Annotated in this window: 2 protein-coding genes; one reads left to right on the forward strand and one right to left on the reverse strand. The window is 44.7% G+C overall.

Features of this window, described 5'->3' with window-relative positions:
* Positions 1 to 1,158: inorganic phosphate transporter (locus B4J23_RS03285; RefSeq protein ID WP_291358751.1), on the forward strand; the 1,158-nt coding region annotated here is incomplete at its 5' end.
* 414 nt (positions 1,159 to 1,572) lie between these two features.
* Here the strand turns inward: B4J23_RS03285 and B4J23_RS03290 are convergent.
* On the reverse strand, positions 1,573 to 3,114 hold the full coding sequence (locus B4J23_RS03290) for a hypothetical protein (protein WP_291358752.1): 1,542 nt from the start codon (positions 3,112 to 3,114) through the stop codon (positions 1,573 to 1,575).
* Between the last annotated feature and the right edge of the window lie 228 nt (positions 3,115 to 3,342).

Here is a 3,342-nt window from a genome sequence, read left to right on the forward strand (position 1 = left end):
GCGATTCTCTGGAATCTGGGCACCTGGTTTCTTGGCATTCCTGCTTCCAGTTCACATACCCTGATCGGTTCGATTCTGGGTGTAGGCATCATGAACTACCTGCTGAATTCGGGTGGTGGCGCTTCTGGTGTGGATATGGAGCAGGTGCTGAAAGTTGGTAAAGCATTGCTGTTCTCACCTTTGATCGGTTTTGCTTTTGCTGGAGTGCTATTCCTGCTGGTGAAAAAGATCTTCAGAAAGCAGCTTGAACTGTTCAAGCCACCTGAAGGGAACAAGCCACCGCCACCGCTGATTCGTGCCATTCTGATCTTTACCTGTACTGGTGTGAGCTTCGCGCATGGTTCAAATGACGGTCAAAAAGGTATGGGTCTGATCATGCTGATTCTGATCGGTTGTGTACCTTTGGCGTATTCATTAAACAAAAATCTGGATGCAGCACATATCCAGTCTTTTGGTCAGTTGTCTGCGCAAACGGCTGATGCGATTTATCCGCAGCATGAAGATATTCCGGATGAAAAAGCACGTGCCATCATTACCACATACATTCAAACCAAAGAATTGAATGCAGAAGTCGTACCTGCATTGGCAAGCCTGACGGATCACTTGGGTGATAAAGTCGGTAGCTACAGCAATATTAAGGATGTCCCAGAAACGCAAGTTTCAGAATTCCGTAATGATATGTACTTGAGCACTACAGCATTTAAACGTCTGGATAAAGCAGAAGCTTTACCGGCAATGAGCGAGGCTCAGGAAAAAACCGTTGATGAGTATCGCGACAATCTGGATTCATTCTTGCAATACATTCCGACTTGGGTAAAAGTGGCAACAGCTTTGGCACTTGGTCTGGGAACGATGGTCGGCTGGAAACGAATTGTCGTGACTGTGGGTGAACGGATTGGTAAAGAGCACATGACTTATGGTCAGGGGATGTCTGCCGAATTGGTAGCGATGTCTACGATTGCGGCTGCTGATGGTTTTGGTATGCCAGTCTCTACCACTCACGTCCTGAACTCTGCCGTTGCAGGTACCATGGTGGCGAACAAGTCGGGCCTAAACTTTAAGATGGTCAAATCGATTCTATCTGCCTGGGTGTTTACACTGCCAGCAACGATCTGTTTATCCGGTGGTTTGTACTGGATTCTATTGAAAGTGTTCTAAGAAATTCGATGTAAAAAACGCTGCTTAGGCAGCGTTTTTTTATGGGTGCTAGAAAAGTTTTAGCCTTAAGAAATAGCGATTTTCTTTCTGAAAATAAGAGACTTTTATTATCTCATGGCTTTTAGAAATATAAGGGATGCTCCCTCGCCCTATGGGATGAGTAGCATTGCTGCGCAAGGGGGTGAGGGTAATCAGAAGGCTAAAAGTACTTTCAATAGAGGGATTAATAGCTAATTTCAACTAAATGTAAAAAATGAGTATTTCTTAGCCTTACTTTTGAAAGATGAGAAGTGCACTTCGCAAGGTAACAAAAATCTTTTGTTAGGCTGATGATATGTCCCTATATCACAGCCTAACGGCGACATCCATGTCGCCTGACCAATAAAATTGATTTCATCTTTATTTCAGAAAAAATTACTTCTTCAACTTACCCAACAATCCTTTCGGCAGTTTATCCGTTGCAAAACCATATAACGCAGCAAAAGGCAGAGCAGTACGTGCCAGATAAGCCACACGCCATAAACCGCCATGATTCGCGCCAGACATCATCAACTCAAGTGGATGATTAAGTTGTACATCAGGATTGGCGACTGACTCAGGATTACGTAGGTCGTGAATCCACAGGGCTGCCATAATCGCATTGGTGGTTTCAGGTGCAAACGCTTCTACATCAAACAAGCTAGCACCATTAAAGGCAGCTTTCAGCAGTGGATTCTTGGTCACTGAATAAGTCGTTGTTGAAGGAGCGATATTGATGCTCACTTGCTGCCCGTTGGCACGAGCCAATGTTGCACGCCATTGCTGGATGCGTTTAGCCAGTGCATAGTTTGGACCTTGCTCAACGACCAGACAGTCGCAAACACCATAGGACTTGTCGCCAACCTTAAACAGATCCTGCTCATTCTTCTGGAAAAAATGCTTGCGTGAAATCAGTGAAATGCCTTTGGTTAACGTACTTTCCAGTTTTGACAGCTGTTGGTATTTGCTTTGTGAAGCCTGCACCACTTCTTTTGGAACTGCATATACATCCGTCGGGGTGCACATATACATCAGGCTGGTATTGGCTTTCTGCTCACTGACATATTTCATAATGGCATCCATCGCCATGGAAACACGTACGTGCTTTTCACCATCCAGATAAGCAATCGCCGCGAGATCCAGATCCTGTTCAAATTGAATCAGCCATTGTGCAATTTCTGGAATCTGAGTGAGCAGGTTAGTCCCCAGTTTTTCTTTTAAAATGTCCAGTGAAGTATCAGCAGGAAGCGCTTCAACTGATGGTGCATATAAAGTGGCGTTGCCTTGACTTACTGTATCCAGAATTTTACCCCAGACACGGGTATTCGGCAGGTCAATTGCGACGATATTGGCTTTCCATTTCGACAACCAGGTCAGTGGACCTGCTTCAGAAGCGGCACCAAATAGAACAGTGGTACGATCGGATAGGTCAAACCATTCCGGATGGGCAATACATTCACGCAAGGCATTGGCATGACTGGGTTCGACGATGCCAAGTTCTTCCCAAGACTGGATCTGATCTAGTAATGCTTGTCCTTGCAACTTCTTGCCATGATAGGGCACATACCATTCTGGGGTTTTTTCAGACTGGCCTTTCAGCTGGAAAGTATTCAGGTTCTGCGCAGGCAGAGACATCACATCTTTCAGTAGATGCTTCTGGCCATCACGATAAAATTCAAAGCTGGCATGTGCAGTTTCCAGACCTTGCTTGGCAATACTCAGTGCTGCACCCGCAGAGCGTAATCCATCTTCAACCAGATGTTTAAAGTGCAGCGGATATTGCTTACGCCAGTTCTTTTCCTGCTGTGCTGCGGTAGCATGTACAGGATCGACTGCGCCTAAGGCTTCAGAAATAATATTACGGCCGATTTTCGATGTGCTTGGTTTTTGTTGTGAAGCAGAAATGGGAAATTGAAGACCGTCTAGGGAAGTGGACATGCAAAATATCTCGCGATTTACAGCAATTAATATACAGATGTATACATTATCGCTGCTAAGTTGCTTCCTGAGTTGGCATTAAATTCCAGTCTTGGGTCTTAATTTATTACTAGATGTTTCAAATAAAAAGGAAGCTTGAAGCTTCCTGTTTAGTAATGGGTTAAAAATTAATTCGCTGTGCCTTTAATGAGTTCTTCCAGCATGAAAGCGGTATTGTCCAAACCTGCA

Origin of the sequence: Acinetobacter sp. UBA3025, assembly GCF_002367915.1 — a bacterium.
GTDB lineage: Bacteria > Pseudomonadota > Gammaproteobacteria > Pseudomonadales > Moraxellaceae > Acinetobacter.

What these genes read in the sequence shown, in the direction of transcription:
- B4J23_RS03290 (WP_291358752.1), bottom strand. Translation starts at nt 3,114, where the DNA reads ATGTCCACTTCCCTAGACGGTCTTCAATTTCCCATTTCTGCTTCACAA.